We start from the raw sequence: 15696 nt of genomic DNA, 5'->3' as shown, positions 1-15696 counted from the left end.
CAAGCAAACCAAGGGATTAAGGAGATTTAATGAGTTCAACACAGCGTTACACCAAGGTGGCCATCATTTTGCATTGGCTGATTGCATTCGCAATCATCGCCATGTTTGCATTGGGCTGGTACATGGGCGAACTGCCTAAAGATGGTCCGAAGCAAACGGCTTTCGATTTATTTGATCTGGGTCTTTATACCTGGCAGATGGACGAACCGTCTAGCGCCAGAACCCTTTATTTTAATCTGCATAAATCGCTCGGCTTTAGCTTGTTATGGTTGATCTTATTCCGGGTTTATTGGCGCATTAGCCATACGCCTCCTGCCCTGTTGGCCAGCTATTCAGCCCTAGAGCGTAAAGTAGCAACGGGTGCGCATCATTTGTTATATCTGCTGATGGTGGCGATGCCGGTCAGTGGTGTGCTCATGACGCTTTACAGCAAGTTTGGTTTAAAGTGGTTTGGGTTAGAAGTGTTTGCTGGGTTGGATAACGCAGACCTGCGTGATGTGTTTAAAGAGTCACATGAGTTATTTGCCAATATTTTGTTGGCGGTGTTTATCGTGCATGTGCTCGGCGCAATCAAGCATCGATTCATCGATAAGGATGAAACCCTGTCCCGCATGTCGCTCAAGTAAGCGCGCTACGCCATAAAAAAAGCCTGCATCGCAGGCTTTTTTTGTATCGCTAGCAATAAGCGAGGATCTGTATTTTATTAAGATGATTGCCATACCAATGATTGCGATTGATTTGTGATGCTTGAGTCACTGCAATCTCATCTTACCGAACACTTCCATTAAAGGTGATACTGTGGGCTAAGCGCACGTATCGTTTCAAGCATACACGCTGCATGTTCGGGCGGTGTCCACTGCGTAATACCATGGCCTAGATTAAATACATGACCGTGTCCGTGGCCGTAGCTAGCCAATATACGAGCAACTTCTTTTTCAATCGCCGCGGGTGCGCTGAGCAAAATGGCTGGGTCCATATTGCCTTGCAACGCCACTTGGTCACCCACGCGCTGGCGTGCTTGTGTCAGATTGACGGTCCAGTCTAGGCCTAAGGCATCTGCCCCAATCGCGGCTTGCTGTTCCAGCCACAAGCCACCGCCTTTAGTGAACACGATGCTCGGCACGGTGTTACCCTCTGCTGTTTTGGTCAAACCTGCCACGATTTTTTGCATGTAGTTGAGTGAAAATTCAATATACGCATCATGAGACAATGCGCCGCCCCATGAGTCAAAAATCATCACTGCTTGCGCGCCCGCAGCGATTTGGGCATTGAGATACTGAATAACGGTTTGAGCAGTGATGTCTAAGATACGATGCAACAGGTCTGGTCTCGCATAGCCCATTTTCTTCGTGTTAAGAAAGTCAGTACCGCCTTTGCCTTCCACCATATAGGTAGCTAGCGTCCATGGGCTGCCAGAAAAACCAATTAAAGGTACGCGACCATTTAAGGCCTTGCGAATGCTGCTGACCGCGTCAAACACATATTGCAATTTGGCCATATCAGGCACTTCAAGTTTGAGAATATCCGCCTCCGCTTGCAAGGTGCGCTCAAATTTAGGCCCTTCGCCCTCTTCAAAATATAAGCCCAAGCCCATCGCGTCAGGAACGGTCAGGATGTCACTAAACAGGATAGCAGCATCCAGTTGCGGGTAACGGTCCAACGGCTGTAGTGTGACTTCGGTGGCAAACGTCGGGCTTTGGCATAGCTGCATAAAGCTGCCGGCGGTTTTGCGGCTCTCACGGTATTCTGGCAAATAGCGTCCAGCTTGGCGCATCATCCAGACTGGTGTGTATTCAGTAGGTTGGCGCATGAGCGCGCGTAGAAAGGTATCGTTTTGCAGTGAGGTCATGTGCGTGGGATTGCCTGATCAGGGATGCGCAGGTCAATAATATGTAAAAGCATGATTATAAAGGCCACACTCTCTTTTCACTTGAAAGAATCATGTTTTTTTGCGATTAAAACAAACAAAAACGCCGATGGGTGGCATCGGCGTTTTAAGATGAATGCGCTGTCTAAATTAACGGGGCAGGCTTGAGCTTCCCATCAAGAAGGCATCAACTTCACGTGCACATTGACGACCCTCTCGGATAGCCCAGACTACCAAGGATTGGCCGCGACGCATATCCCCGGCCGCAAATACTTTGGCTTTATTGGTTTTGTAACAGCCTTCACCATCGGTGGTGGCTTTCGCATTGCCACGGTTATCTTTTTCAACGCCGAACGCATCTAACACTTTTTGGACTGGCGAGACAAAGCCCATGGCCAAAAATACCAGGTCTGCTTTAATGGTGAACTCCGTACCTGGCACTTCGATCATTTTGCCATCTTTCCACTCGACGCGTGCGCCTTTGAGTGCCGTCAGTTTACCGTTCTCACCGAGCAATGCAGTGGTGGTGATTGACCAGTCACGCTCCGCACCTTCTTCGTGGGAGCTGGAAGTGCGCATTTTTAGTGGCCAGTTTGGCCATACCAGTGCTTTGTTCTCTTTTTCTGGCGGTTGCGGCATCAGTTCAAACTGCGTCACGCTGGCTGCACCATGGCGGTTTGAGGTGCCCACACAGTCAGAGCCCGTGTCACCGCCGCCAATCACCACGACATGTTTGCCGGTCGCTTTGATTTGGTTTGGGACTACGTCGCCCGCCACCATTTTGTTATTGGGTGTGAGGAAATCCATGGCGAAATGGACACCTTCTAATTCGCGGCCAGGTACTGGCAGATCGCGCGGATACTCTGCACCCCCGGCTAAGATCACCGCATCAAAATCACGCTCAAGATCTGCAGCACTGACATTTTCGCCAACATGCTGATTCACTTTAAATGTGACGCCTTCGGCTTCCATTTGTGCGATGCGGCGGTCGATCCCTGATTTATCTAACTTGAAGTCGGGGATACCGTAACGTAACAAACCACCGATTCGGTCATTTTTCTCGAGCACGGTGACTGCGTGGCCTGCACGCGCCAACTGCTGGGCTGCAGCGAGGCCGGCGGGGCCTGAACCCACTACGGCGATTGTCTTGCCGGTTTTGTTCGGATTGATTTGCGGCGTCACCCAGCCGTTTTCCCAAGCTTTATCAATAATTGCATGCTCAATCGACTTAATGCCGACCGCATCGTTATTGATGTTTAAGGTACAGGCAGCTTCACAAGGGGCCGGACAAATGCGTCCAGTAAAGTCAGGGAAGTTGTTGGTTGAGTGCAGCACATCGATTGCGCTGCGCCAATCTTGCTGGTAGACCAAGTCATTCCAGTCTGGAATGATGTTGTTGACTGGACAGCCTGTCGTACAGAAGGGAATGCCGCAATCCATGCAGCGTGCGCCTTGCTGTTTTGCTTGGTCGTCTGTTAAATGCAGCACGAACTCTTTGTAGTTTTTGACACGTTCATTAACTGGTAGATATTCTTCTGCCAGACGTTCAAATTCCATGAAACCAGTGACTTTACCCATGTGAAATCATCTCTTCCTTGTTGCTTTTTGCTAAGGCAACCTTAAAAAGTCCCCGCACTAAGCGGGGTATTCAATTATCAAAAACTTTAAGCGGCTTGTTTGGCAGTTGCGGCAGCCATTTCGGTCAATGCGCGTTTGTATTCATTTGGGAATACTTTCACGAATTTTGCCCGTGAGACTGGCCAATCCGCCAGAAGTTCTTTCGCACGTGGACTACCCGTCAAGGCCAGATGCTGCTCAATCAACCCTTTTAGAATCACTTCATCAGGCTGACCTAAATGCTGCACCTTACCAATATCGGCATCCGCACCTTCGACTTTTTCAAGCGAGACCATGCTCATATTGCAGCGCTGGGCAAATTTCCCATCGATGTCGTACACGTAAGCGATACCGCCGCTCATGCCCGCCGCAAAGTTTTGGCCGGTTTGACCAAGCACCACCACGGTGCCGCCGGTCATGTATTCACAGCCGTGATTACCGACACCCTCGACTACTGCGGTGGCTCCGGAGTTTCGCACACAGAAACGCTCACCTGCGACGCCGCTGAGGAAGCTTTCACCGGTGGTTGCCCCGTACATGACCGTGTTGCCTACAATAATATTCTCGTAAGACAAACCGCGGAAGGTCACGGGTGGTTTGATGATAATCCGTCCACCGCATAGCCCTTTGCCCACATAGTCGTTGCCTTCGCCGGTCAGTTCAAACGTGATGCCTTTGGCCAAGAATGCGGCAAAGCTCTGGCCAGACGTGCCGGTGAATTTGACGCTAATGGTGCCATCTGGCAGCCCAGCATGACCATAACGGCTCGCAACCTCATGCGAGAGCATGGTGCCCACCGTCCGGTTCGTGTTAACGATGGGTAAGTTGATGCTGACGTTTTCACCTTTTTCTAAGGCAGGCTTGGCCAGGACGATCAATTGATTATCGAGCGCGTTGACCAAACCATGGTCTTGCACGTCGTTGTTTTTGCGTGAGACGCTGGCTGGCATTTCTGGCAAGTGGAATACCTTGCTGAAGTCTAGGCCATTGATCTTCCAGTGTTCGATACCAGCTTTCATGTCCAGCAAATCTGCACGACCAATCAGGTCGTCAAACTTGGCGATACCAATGCTGGCCATTAACTCACGGACTTCTTCAGCAACGAAGAAGAAATAGTTGACCACATGCTCTGGCTGGCCGGTAAATTTCTTACGTAAGGCGGGATCTTGTGTCGCCACGCCAACCGGACAAGTATTCAGGTGGCACTTGCGCATCATGATACAGCCTTCAACCACCAGTGGTGCGGTGGCAAAGCCGAACTCATCCGCGCCCAGCAAGGCGCCGATCAATACGTCACGGCCCGTTTTCATTTGGCCATCGACCTGAACGACGACGCGACCACGCAACTGGTTCAACACCAGCGTTTGCTGCGTTTCAGCCAAACCAAGTTCCCATGGCGTACCCGCATGCTTGATGGAAGAGATTGGAGAAGCCCCCGTACCACCATCATGGCCCGCGACTACAATGTGATCAGACTTGGCTTTGGCAACGCCAGCTGCGACCGTACCGATGCCTGTTTCAGACACCAGTTTGACCGAAATAGAAGCCTTTGGATTCGCGTTTTTCAGGTCGTGAATCAGCTGTGCCAAATCTTCAATCGAGTAAATATCATGATGAGGCGGTGGTGAAATCAAACCCACACCCGGCACTGAAAAACGTAGTTTTGCGATGTAAGGCGATACTTTATGGCCGGGTAATTGGCCGCCTTCACCAGGCTTAGCGCCTTGTGCCATCTTGATCTGAATTTGATCAGCACTGCTTAGGTATTCTGCGGTGACGCCAAAGCGGCCAGAAGCCACTTGTTTGATGCGTGAACGCATAGAGTCGCCGGCTTTGAGTGCGATGTTGGCTTCGATTAAATCGCTGCCTAACACTTGCGCAATGCTCGAGTCCACAGTGACTGGAATAAAGCGTTTGATATCTTCGCCGCCTTCACCAGTGTTGGACTTGCCGCCAATGCGGTTCATGGCAATCGCTAATGTGGCGTGGGCTTCGGTCGAGATGGAGCCCAAAGACATCGCACCAGTTGCGAACCGTTTGACGATTTCTTTGGCGGATTCCACTTGCTCCAGCGGGATCGCTTTGCCCGCTGCTTTGATTTCAAATAGACCACGCAAGGTCATGTGACGGCGGGTCTGATCGTTAATCAGTGCAGCATATTCTTTGTAGGTATCATACTGGCCAGTGCGTGTCGCGTTTTGCAATTTGCTAATGGATTGCGGTGTCCACAAGTGCTCTTCACCACGGACGCGGAACGCATAATCACCACCTGCTTCTAGCGCATTCGATAACACAGGGTCGCTGCCAAATGCTTGGGTATGCAAACGGACAGTTTCTTCAGCCACTTGCTCAAGGCCAATGCCCTCGATCTGGCTGACGGTGCCTGTAAAGTAATCGTTGACGAACTGGCTGTTTAAGCCAATGGCCTCGAAAATTTGTGCGCCACAATAGGACTGATAAGTCGAAATGCCCATTTTTGACATGACTTTATATAAGCCCTTGCCGATGGCTTTGACAAAGTTTTTGCCAGCTTTTTCAGCATCGCTCGTCATGGTCTTCATGGTTTCATACACCAACCATGGGCATACCGCTTCAGCGCCGTAACCTGCCAGCAAGGCAAAGTGATGCACCTCACGCGCAGAGCCGGTATCAATTACCAAACCGGTGCTGGTACGCAAACCGGCTTTGACTAAAAACTCGTGTGTGGCCGAACAGGCCAGCAATGCCGGAATAGCAATGCGTGTCGCGGACAGGGCGCGGTCAGACAAGATGAGGACGTTATAACCATCATGCACCGCTTTTTCAGCTTGATCATGCAATAGATCTAGCGCCTGCTTCATACCTGCTTTGCCAAGCGCCACGTCGTAGGTCAGGTCAAGGACGAGAGATTTGAATTGGCCTTTGGTGAGCGTTTCAATCTGTTTAAGTTTTTCGAGACCATCAAGACTCAAGACTGGCTGGTTGCTTTCCAGGCGGATCGGTGGATTGGTCTCATCCACCGCTAGCAGGTTTGGTTTGGGGCCGATAAATGTCACCAGCGACATCACCAATTCTTCACGAATTGGGTCAATGGGCGGGTTAGTGACTTGCGCAAACAGCTGCTTAAAGTAGTTGTAAAGTGTTTTGGCTTTGTTGGATAACACAGGCAGCGCTGCGTCATTCCCCATAGAGCCAGAACCTTCTTCACCATTGTCTATCATTGGCTGCAACACAAACTTGAGATCTTCTTGCGAGTAGCCAAATGCTTGTTGGGTATCTAGCAAGTTTTCATTCAAGCGAATGTCGCCAGCGCTCACGCTAGGCAATTCCGTCAAATGAAAACGGGTTTGTTCAATCCATTGACGATAGGGTTTGGCTTTTGCCAGTGCGGTTTTCACTTCTTCATCGTCAATAATGCGGCCTTGTTCCATATCAATCAGCAACATTTTGCCTGGTTGCAAGCGCCATTTTTTAACGATTTTTTCTTGTGGGAAGGTGATCACGCCCATTTCAGAAGCCATCATCACGATGTCATCTTCAGTCACTAAATAGCGTGCAGGACGCAAGCCGTTACGGTCGAGCGTGGCGCCAATCATTTTACCGTCAGTAAACGCGACCGCAGCTGGGCCATCCCATGGCTCCATCAATGCCGCGTGGTACTCGTAGAAAGCACGGCGGTCTTCATCCATCAATGGATTGCCGGCCCATGCTTCAGGAATCAGCATCATCATGGCATGCGGCAAGCTGTAACCACCTGCCACCAGCAATTCTAAGCAATTGTCAAAGCAAGCAGAGTCAGACTGACCTTCAGCGATCAATGGCCATAATTTTTCCAGGTCTTCACCTAACACGGCAGATTTCATCGTCTCGTGACGGGCTGCCATCCAATTGACGTTGCCTTGCACGGTGTTGATTTCACCGTTGTGTGCAATCATCCGGAACGGGTGGGCTAAGTCCCAAGCTGGGAACGTGTTGGTAGAAAAACGTTGGTGGACCAGCGCCAGTCCAGAAACCACGCGCGCGTCTTTCAAGTCTTTGTAGTAAACGCCTACTTCGTTTGCCAACAACATGCCTTTGTAGACAATGGTGCGGGAGGAGAAAGACGGCATATAAAACTGCGCTTTGTCCTGTAAGTTGAGCGCACGAATGGCATGCTCAATGCGCTTACGAATGACAAAGCACTTACGTTCAAATGCAACGGTGTCGGTGGTGGTGCTGGCAATGAATACTTGCCGCATGACGGGTTCAACCGCACGAGCCGCATCAGCAATATTGCTGTTGTCGACAGGCACATCGCGCCAACCCAACAGGGTTTGATTTTCTTCAGCAATAATGCTGGCAAAAATGGCTTCACATTGCGCGCGGTTATTTGCATTTTGCGGTAAGAAAGCCTGCCCTACAGCATAATGCCCTGCAGCTGGCAACGTGAGGCCTAGCTTGGCCGCCTCCTCACGCATGAAGGTGTCAGGCATTTGCATCAGCAAGCCGGCACCATCGCCCAGTTTTGGGTCGTAACCCGTTGCGCCGCGGTGCGTCAGGTTGTCTAGCAGCTGCAGGCCCATGGCGACAATTTCGTGGCTTTTCTTGCCCTTGATATGGGCGACAAAGCCAACGCCACAGCTATCTTTTTCGTGGCGTCTGTCGTATAAACCTTGAGACTGGGGAGCTAAACCAAACTGGTCATCCAGAGCGGTTGCGGTATCTTGAGAAGCACTCATCACGTTGTTGTCAGACTGCATGTCCATTGCCAGATTCTTCACTTACAAAACATTTGGAGGAACCTTCAATGATACCGTTAAAGTTTAGCAATTTCAATTGTTTAGCCTGCGTTAAATAACGGATAAATTCATTTTTTTAACTCAGTTGAGAATGATTTTTGTTTACCTGCAAAAAATAGTCACTCAGGCTGCCGTTGTCTGTGTGCTCAAGGTCCCCGCGCCACGGATGGTGGCGGTTGCTGGACGGATGCGGGGTTGAATATGGTCGGTGGTTTAGCTGATCCTCGCGCGGCCAGCAGGGCAAAGTTGCGCTGTGATCAGGATGACGCTTGGATGGTTTTTGATTGACTGTGGGGAGGGCGTCGAAAAGCTCTAGTTTGCGCTGCGCGCGCTCTGATTGCGCGCGCAGCGCTTAAGCGTTCGCTTTACAGGCTCGCAAAAGCAATTGCTGCTGCTTGTATGGTGTGTGCAATATCCTCATCGCTATGTGCAGCAGAGACAAAACCGGCCTCAAACGCAGAGGGGCCAAGATAGATGCCACTATCCAGCATGCTATGAAAAAACTTGTTAAAAGCGTTTTTGTCTGCACGCATCATGTCTGCATAACTGGTTGGAAGTTGTGCGCTGAAGTAAATGCCAAACATACCGCCTACGTTTTGCGCACTGAAGGTAACGCCTGCTTGGCGCGCGGCTTGCATCAGTCCCTCGGTCAGCTTAGTGGTTTGCGCGGTCAGTTTGTCGTGGAAGCCGGGGGTTTGGATCAGTTTGAGCGTGGTGAGGCCGGCGGTCACCGCCACCGGGTTGCCGGATAGGGTGCCTGCTTGGTAAACCGAGCCAAGCGGTGCCAACACGCTCATAATGTCTTTACGCCCACCGAATGCGCCCACCGGCAAGCCGCCACCGATGACTTTGCCTAGCGTCGTCATGTCCGGGGTGATGCCATACAGTGCTTGAGCGCCGCCTAGCGCCACGCGGAACCCCGTCATCACTTCATCGAAAATGAGCACGGTGCCATGTTGAGTGCATACTTCGCGCAGTGTTTGCAAAAACGCTTGGTCAGGTACGATCAGGTTCATGTTGCCAACAACAGGTTCTAAAATAACGCAGGCAATTTCATCGCCGATGCTCGCAAAGGTATCTCTGAGCATTTGTGTGTTGTTGTAATCTAGGGTCAGGGTGTGTGCTGCCACCTCGGCTGGTACGCCTGCCGAGCTCGGCTCGCCGAAGGTGAGCAAACCAGAACCAGCCTTCACCAATAAGGCATCGGCATGTCCGTGATAACAACCCTCAAACTTGATGATTTTGTTGCGTTTGGTAAAGCCGCGCGCCACGCGAATGGCGCTCATGGTGGCCTCTGTCCCGCTACTGACCAAGCGCACTTGCTCCATACTCGGCACTAAGCGGTTAAGCAGCTCAGCCATTTCTAACTCGAGGCCGGTGGGCGCACCGAAGCTTAAGCTGTTGGTAGCCGCTTGCTGTACCGCTGCAATCACTTCAGGGTGGGCGTGACCCAAAATCATCGGCCCCCAGGAGTTGATGTAGTCGATATATTCTTTGCCATCGACATCCCACAACTTGGAGCCCAGTCCTTTTTTGAAAAAGATTGGGGTGCCGCCGACGCTGCGGAATGCGCGCACGGGCGAATTGACGCCACCTGGAATCAGTTGCTGGGATTTTTCAAACAGTTGCTGGTTGCGTGAGGTCATGGCTGAGTTATCTAAGTGAACATCAAAAAAAAAACGTATTCTATCAGAGCAGGGGCGCTTGATCATGCTACTGCGCCTGTTGCATACGGCGTTGTACATCTGCCCAAATCTGGCTATCTAATTGCCGGATGTGCTGCTCGGCATCGCTGTAGAGCGTAGGTTGTTGGGTCTGCTCTGCCAAAATAGCGAGGCCGCTCCAGGCATCGATGTGGGCTGGTTGCAAGCTCACCGCGCGCAAATAGGCCTGTTGCGCAGGCCCCGTCTGGCCTTGGCCGTGCAGGGCGCTGGCGAGATAAAAGTAAGCTTCCGCGGAGTCAGCTTGCACAGTCAGCCATTGACGTGCAAGTGTCTCTAGCATCGGCCAGTCGCCAGCTTGATAAGGAAGCACCACCTGCATCCAGAAAGGTCGTTGCTCAAGTGGCAAGTCCCAAAACGGTGTCGCGGTGGGTACTGCGCTGGTCACTTGCTCGCCCGACATCAAGCGTTGAATCCATTCGACCGGCACACTGTAAAAGTAGGCATTTTTACCTGGACTTTTAAACGTACTCAACGACACCAGTTCGCCTGCCTGATTAAAGGTCGGGCTACCGCTTGAGCCCATGATAAAAGCGGCATCGGTACGAACAACGAGGCTGTCATCATAGGCATAAAGCGCGCGCACTTTGCCGGAGATGGTTTGTGGTTTGGGTGGGCCGCCCGGAAAGCCAATCGAAAATACTTCGTCGCCATAGTGGAGTGTAGCGGCGGAGGCCAATTTGGCAGCGGGTAATTCTAGATATTTAAATTTTAATAAGCAGATGTCATGTTTCCAATCCGCGATCATGCCGACTGGGCTCATGCTGTCACCAAACTTAGAAATACTAATGCCGCTGCTGTTTGCAACGACGTGGCAGCTGGTTGCCACCGTATCCGGAGCGACCACCACCCCGCTACCAACACCGTGACCGCCTGTGGCGGTGATAGCGTGGACTTTAACCACGGACGCCTTGAGTCGATAAACCAATTCACGATCTGGCTCAGACTGCGCGATCGAACTCAGGTGCAGATTCACTGACAGCATAAATACAAGCGACAACACGCGCATCTTGGCATTCCTTTTTGTTTGTAGTGGCATTGATTGCTGTGAGAGGTGTTTGGCCTAAAAAGTGCAAAAAATTCTTATTTCAGGCGAGAAACGTTGTGAAAAGCCACTCAAACAGCGCTAGAATAGCCGATATTTTTGATTGTTTAAGGATTTACCATGCTGATTACAAGCGAAATCGTTGATTTGAACACTCCGACCGGGGTGATGCGCACTTATGTTCATCGTCCAAAACACGATGGTAAAGTGCCTGCGGTTTTGTTTTACTCCGAAATCTTTCAGCAAACAGGTCCTATTGAGCGGGCGGCGCGGTTTTTAGCTGGACATGGTTACGCTGTGTTAGTACCTGAAGTTTTTCATGAGTTAAATCCGGTTGGCACCGTATTAGGTTATGACGATGCCGGTCGCGACAAAGGCAATGCCGATAAAATGGCAAAAGACGTGCAAGCTTACGATACAGATAACCGTGCCATGATTGATTTTCTCAATGCGCAAGCCTGGTATGACGGCAATTTGGGCGCAGCTGGCTTTTGTATTGGGGGGCATTTGGCCTTCCGTGCTGCCTTGCAGCCTGAAGTAAAAGCCACGGCCTGTTTCTACGCCACCGATCTGCATACCAATATTATTCCAAACCAGCCGGGTCAGCACAGCATGGAGCGTGTGAACGAAATCAAGGGCGAGTTGCTGATGATCTGGGGTAAACAAGACCCACACATCCCTGCCGATAAACGTGCCGAGCTCTACAACCGTTTCGCTGGGATTCCTGGCTTACATTACACTTGGCATGAGTTCAACGGGCAGCATGCCTTTATGCGCGATGAGGGGGAACGTTACGATGCGCAGTTGGTCAATTTGGGGTATCAGTTGACCTTGCAAATGTTCGGAAACGTACTCAAGTAAGTGATTGCAATCCCACTTGAGTGAGAGAAAACTATGGTGCTGACCGGGTTCATGTTTGTTGCGATTTCAAAACAACTTGCGTGCGGGTTCAATACATACCTTAGTCCAAGCACAGGCCAAAAGCCTGTGCTTTTTTTACAACTAAATTAACCATTTATAGAGATAATTATGACTACAAAAAATGCGGATATTGGATTGGTAGGATTGGCAGTGATGGGCCAAAACTTGGCACTTAACATTGCGGATCACGGCTATACCATCGCGGTCTATAACCGTGACCCGAAAAAAATGCTGAACTTCATCGAAGAGTGCAAAAAGAATGAGCCTTCGCACGAGCGCGTGGTTGGCCATGCGGACTTGGCTTCGTTTGTGTTGAGCATCAAGCGTCCACGTAAAATCGTGTTGCTGGTGAAAGCAGGGAGCGCCACTGATGTGACCATTAACGCTTTGCTGCCTTTTCTTGAGCAAGGCGATATCATTATTGACGGTGGCAATGCGTTGTGGACAGACACCATTCGCCGTGAAAAAGAATTGGCAGCCAAAGGCATTGAGTTCATTGGCTCAGGTGTTTCAGGTGGCGAAACGGGTGCCCGTTTCGGCCCATCCCTGATGCCTTCTGGGACACGCAAAGCCTGGTCTAGCCTTGAGCCTATTTGGCGTGATATCGCCGCTAAAGTAGATCCGGTCACTGGCGCCCCATTAGAGGGTGGTTCGCCTGGTAAACCGGTCGAGGGTGGATTCTCTTGTGCGGAGTATATCGGTCCTGACGGTGCGGGCCATTATGTCAAAATGGTCCACAACGGCATTGAGTACATCGATATGCAGTTGATTTGCGAAGCCTATTGGCTGATGAAAAATCTGTTGGGCATGCCTGCAGACGAAATCGGCAAAGTATTTGCCGAGTGGAACAAAGGCGAGTTGTCCAGCTTCTTGATTGAAATCACTGCGGATATCTTGCAGCAAAAAGACCCGGCTGGTAAGGGCTTCTTGGTGGATCAGATTCTGGATACCGCTGGCCAAAAAGGTACCGGCCAATGGACGGCTGCCAACGCGCTTGAACTGGGTGCACCCGCTAACGCGATTGCCGCAGCAGTATATGCGCGCGCATTGTCCAGTCTCAAAGAAGAACGTGTTGAAGCAAGCAAGATTCTTAAAGGTCCTGCCATTGTGCAAGAGAAAGACAAGGCTGCGATTATCGAAGCAATCAAAAATGCGTTGTATTGCTCCAAAATTTGCGCTTATGCACAGGGCTTCCAGTTGATCGATAAAGCGCAAGTTGCTTATAACTGGAAACTTAATTTTGGCGAAATTGCACAAATCTGGCGTGGTGGCTGCATTATCCGTGCCCGCTTCTTGCAGAAAATTACCGATGCTTATGCATTGAATTCACGCTTGAAAAATCTGATGCTAGACCCTTACTTTACCAATGCGATGAACGAAGGTCAGGCGGGTTGGCGTAAGGTGATTGCGTTAGCAGTGACCAATGGGATTCCAGCGCAAGGCTTTGCAGCAGCGTTGGCTTACTATGATGGTTACAGAAGTGCTGATTTGCCTGCGAACTTGTTGCAAGGTCAGCGTGATTACTTTGGTGCCCATACTTATGAGCGTAAAGATCAGCCACGTGGCCAGTTCTTCCATTTAGATTGGCCGGAAGCTGGTCGCCCACAATTGGCGATTGAGTAATGATTGTTGGGCGTCTGGGATGACGCCCAAGCCGAAAAAAAAAGATGGCGCAAGTCGCCATCTTTTTTTGTCGCTACCGTATGAACAATATCAGTTTGTATGCATCAACGCATGATACATGCGTCAAAAAAATCCGTGACCCGATGACGGGTCTTTCGCCAGCAGAGAGATTACGTGGTTAAACGCAATCGCAGCTGGATTCCAAAAAGCGATGTAGCTCTGTAATGGCTTTCAGGTGTTGTTGCGCTTGGGTGGTCACTTTAGCATCAGCCAAATCGGCTGCGGAGGTGTTCAAGCTTGGGGCGTAAATTTCATCTACCAAAAAATGGTTGGATGGGGTTGCTTGGTAAGACTGTACAATCTGCATTTCAATATTCCTTTTGGGATTTCCAATTTTTTCGGGCACACAACAACGAATTGTGTTCGTTGTGCATGTGGCGCCAAAATTAACAAAAAGTTCCTTGCCCAGCAATGCGTAATATGCAGTAATGACCAAACTTGTCAATTTCGATGCACATATTTGTATCGCTGCAACAGATAAGCAAACATGATGCCATCTTTATTGGTCAGCATGCGACAGTGGGATGGTCTGACCCCATGGGGTGAACAACCATATTAAAAGCACAGCGCCAAAAACTAAAAGCCAAAAGCGCTGATTTTTCGTAAAATATCGGTTTGATGACGCAAAAATGAAGGGCAGTATGCAAATTTTTGTCAATGGTAAGATCACCATGCTCCCGCAAGAGGCGATGAGCGTGTTGGCGCTGGTGGAGCATATGCAACTGACTGGCAAGCGGATTGCGATCGAACGCAACGGCGATATTGTGCCGCGGAGCCAGTTTGCCGACGTGCAGTTGCAAGCAGAGGATAAATTGGAAATTGTGGGTGCGGTCGGTGGCGGCTAGTCATCGAGGCCTGTGAATGTCGAAAAGCATTGAATAGAAAGTATTGAAGTATGAGTGATGATTTAGTCATCGGCGGCAAGCATTACCAATCCCGGCTGCTGGTGGGAACCGGTAAATATCAAGATTTTACGCAAACGCGGGCGGCCATTGACGCCAGCGGCGCTGAGATTGTGACGGTTGCTATCCGTCGGACCAATATTGGTCAAAACGCCAATGAACCGTCTTTGCTGGAATATTTGCCACCTAGTGAGTTTACTTATTTGCCCAATACAGCTGGTTGTTACAGCGCCGATGAGGCGGTGCGCACTTTGCGATTAGCACGCGAGTTGCTCGATGATCATCGTTTGGTCAAGTTAGAGGTATTGGGCGATCCCAATACGCTGTACCCCAACGTCACCGAAACGATAGCTGCAGCCAAAACACTGGTAAAAGAAGGGTTTGATGTGATGGTGTATACCTCGGATGATCCGATCATTGCCAAACAGTTAGAAGACATCGGTTGTGTCGCTGTGATGCCATTGGCCTCGCTGATTGGCTCGGGCATGGGTATTTTAAATCCGTGGAATCTACAGATTATTATTGAAAACGCCAAAATACCAGTGCTGGTAGATGCAGGGGTCGGCTGTGCGTCGGATGCAGCTATCGCCATGGAACTTGGCTGTGCCGGCGTGCTGATGAATACGGCAATTGCAGCGGCGCGTGATCCGGTATTGATGGCAGGCGCCATGAAAAAAGCCATTGAAGCAGGACGAGAATCCTTTTTGGCCGGACGGATGGCAAAAAAATTGTATTCTGCCAGCCCGAGTTCTCCAACCACTGGCATGATCGGGTAACTGTGGCTTCTAACGCGCAATATGCTTGCGAAATCTCGGTAGTGACCGAGTATCTATCGGCACAATCTTCGCCTGAGGCAGGTCAGTACGTGTATGCCTACACCATTACCATTCGCAATACTGGCTCGGTGCAGGCGCAGCTGATTAGTCGTCATTGGGTGATCACAGACGCCATGCAGCAGGTGCGTGAGGTCAAAGGGTTAGGGGTGGTGGGGGATCAGCCACTGATTGCGCCAGAGGACGAATATAGTTATACCAGCAGCGTAATGTTTAGCACCCCCAGCGGTGAAATGTTTGGCACGTTTCAAATGGTGGCGGTGGATGGGCATTGGTTTGAGGTGGATGTGCCTACTTTTTGGCTACACCAAGCTGCGGGATTGCACTAAGCCACGCAAAACCCGCGCCGA

Annotated in this window: 12 protein-coding genes; 6 read left to right on the top strand and 6 right to left on the bottom strand. The window is 50.5% G+C overall.

The genetic code is table 11. The features are described 5' to 3' along the window. The first annotated feature begins 29 nt into the window (after positions 1–29). On the top strand, positions 30–626 hold the full coding sequence (locus tag FIT99_RS11600; RefSeq protein WP_140004425.1) for a cytochrome b: 597 nt from the start codon (positions 30–32) through the stop codon (positions 624–626). Between the two features lie 158 nt (positions 627–784). On the opposite strand, the gene hemE is transcribed toward FIT99_RS11600, so the two are convergent. From hemE to FIT99_RS11575, 5 genes are all read right to left on the bottom strand, one after another. Further along, positions 785–1849 carry a uroporphyrinogen decarboxylase gene (hemE, locus tag FIT99_RS11595; protein ID WP_140004424.1) on the bottom strand — a complete coding sequence of 355 codons (1065 nt, stop codon included), beginning with the start codon at positions 1847–1849 and terminating at the stop codon, positions 785–787. Positions 1850–2017: 168 nt separating this feature from the next. Continuing rightward, the gene (locus tag FIT99_RS11590) at positions 2018–3445 is read right to left on the bottom strand and encodes a glutamate synthase subunit beta (RefSeq protein WP_140004423.1); all 1428 of its coding nucleotides are present in this window, start codon (positions 3443–3445) and stop codon (positions 2018–2020) included. Positions 3446–3531: 86 nt separating this feature from the next. Further along, the gene (locus FIT99_RS11585; protein ID WP_396652227.1) at positions 3532–8181 is read right to left on the bottom strand and encodes a glutamate synthase-related protein; all 4650 of its coding nucleotides are present in this window, start codon (positions 8179–8181) and stop codon (positions 3532–3534) included. 425 nt (positions 8182–8606) lie between these two features. Beyond that, on the bottom strand, positions 8607–9887 hold the full coding sequence (gene hemL / locus FIT99_RS11580; protein WP_140004422.1) for a glutamate-1-semialdehyde 2,1-aminomutase: 1281 nt from the start codon (positions 9885–9887) through the stop codon (positions 8607–8609). Positions 9888–9954: 67 nt separating this feature from the next. Then, complete coding sequence (locus FIT99_RS11575; RefSeq protein WP_140004421.1) at positions 9955–10971, bottom strand: S1 family peptidase; 1017 nt, start codon at positions 10969–10971, stop codon at positions 9955–9957. A 156-nt stretch (positions 10972–11127) separates the two neighbouring features. On the opposite strand from FIT99_RS11575, the gene FIT99_RS11570 reads away from it, so the two are divergent. Then, entirely contained in the window at positions 11128–11868 is a 741-nt protein-coding gene (locus FIT99_RS11570) for a dienelactone hydrolase family protein (protein WP_140004420.1), read from the top strand. Positions 11869–12036: 168 nt separating this feature from the next. Then, complete coding sequence (gene gndA / locus FIT99_RS11565; protein WP_140004419.1) at positions 12037–13551, top strand: NADP-dependent phosphogluconate dehydrogenase; 1515 nt, start codon at positions 12037–12039, stop codon at positions 13549–13551. Between the two features lie 178 nt (positions 13552–13729). Here gndA and FIT99_RS11560 read toward each other — a convergent pair whose 3' ends face one another. Continuing rightward, the gene (locus FIT99_RS11560) at positions 13730–13918 is read right to left on the bottom strand and encodes a hypothetical protein (protein WP_140004418.1); all 189 of its coding nucleotides are present in this window, start codon (positions 13916–13918) and stop codon (positions 13730–13732) included. Between the two features lie 334 nt (positions 13919–14252). Here FIT99_RS11560 and thiS point away from each other — a divergent pair, with 334 nt between their 5' ends. Genes thiS through apaG form a run of 3 tightly spaced genes read left to right on the top strand, consistent with a single transcriptional unit; the run spans position 14253 to position 15675 of the window. Further along, positions 14253–14456 carry a sulfur carrier protein ThiS gene (gene thiS / locus FIT99_RS11555; protein ID WP_140004417.1) on the top strand — a complete coding sequence of 68 codons (204 nt, stop codon included), beginning with the start codon at positions 14253–14255 and terminating at the stop codon, positions 14454–14456. A gap of 50 nt (positions 14457–14506) precedes the next feature. Next, positions 14507–15289, top strand: a complete 783-nt coding sequence (locus FIT99_RS11550; protein WP_140004416.1) for a thiazole synthase — start codon at positions 14507–14509, stop codon at positions 15287–15289. A gap of 2 nt (positions 15290–15291) precedes the next feature. Next, positions 15292–15675, top strand: coding sequence for a Co2+/Mg2+ efflux protein ApaG (apaG, locus tag FIT99_RS11545; protein WP_140004415.1), 384 nt, complete (start codon positions 15292–15294; stop codon positions 15673–15675). The last annotated feature ends 21 nt before the right edge of the window (positions 15676–15696 follow it).

Source organism: Methylophilus medardicus, assembly GCF_006363955.1.
GTDB classification, from domain to species: Bacteria; Pseudomonadota; Gammaproteobacteria; order Burkholderiales; family Methylophilaceae; genus Methylophilus; species Methylophilus medardensis.
The sequence above is the reverse complement of the archived record's forward strand: the minus strand, read 5'-3'. Positions and strand labels throughout refer to the sequence as shown.